Raw genomic sequence first — 979 nt, 5'->3', positions numbered from 1 at the left:
GTAAAGATACGGAAATCAAAACGGATTATATAACCGTGACAGAAGCTTCACAAACTCCTGATGCAGATTTCRTTGGTTCTCCAGTCTCAGGAARTTCCCCATTAAACGTGCAGTTTACTGACAAGAGTACAGGGTCACCGACTTATTGGAAATGGAACTTCGGAGATGGATCAGATCTGGTGACTGAATATAATCCGACACATACATACTCAAAACCCGGAAAGTATACTGTGAAAGAGACCGTGAGTAATGCAGCAGGTAAGGATACGGAAATAAAAACGGATTATATAACCGTGACAGAAGCTTCACAAGCTCCTGTTGCAGATTTCTGGGGCTGGCCACTATCAGGAAATGCTCCACTAAAGGTAACATTTACTGAGACCAGTACAGGCTCCCCAACCTCATGGAAATGGGATTTCGGAGATGGTAAATCTTCAACAGAAAAGAGTCCAACACATACATATTCATCTGCAGGAACTTACACGGTTAAACTCACAGCAACAAATGCAGCAGGAAGTAGTACAAAATCAAAATGGAAATATATAAAAGTGTCAGAGTGACTTCAACTTTGAAAACGGTTGTAAACCTTCGGGGATTCTTCAGTTTCAGGTAAAGATGCAAAAGGCAGTAATACAAAAGGTATTTGTGGATGTCATAGTACATAAAATATGAAATCGCAAAACCAGTTGCTGCATCTTCTGCATCTACTACTTCAGGAAAAACTCCTGCAACTGTTGTATTTATTTCAGTCGAATACCCCGCTAGCTTGCTGCGGGGATGGAAACTTCCCCGGTAACCGTTGATGACTATATAATTATCAATTCCATTTTTCGGTTGTTAACTTCTGCTCAAACTAAACCGTTTAGGGTTACTATTTCCTTTGACGGAATTTCGAGCGGTGGCGCGAACATACCCCGTTGCTTGCAGCGGGGTGCGCCAGCGCAACTTTGATTTTTATAGTATTTTGTTGTATTTTTAT

1 protein-coding gene is annotated in these 979 nt (G+C 41.0%); it reads left to right on the top strand.

The features are described from left to right. Positions 1-560 (top strand): PKD domain-containing protein (locus FXW07_RS04520; RefSeq protein WP_229394354.1); only part of this gene is annotated, 560 nt, incomplete at its 5' end. Positions 561-979 lie beyond the last annotated feature (419 nt).

Origin of the sequence: Methanosarcina sp. DH1 (assembly GCF_020804205.1) — an archaeon.
GTDB classification, from domain to species: Archaea; Halobacteriota; Methanosarcinia; order Methanosarcinales; family Methanosarcinaceae; genus Methanosarcina; species Methanosarcina vacuolata.
Note: the sequence above shows the minus strand (reverse complement) of the source record. Positions and strands in the feature narration are given on the sequence as shown.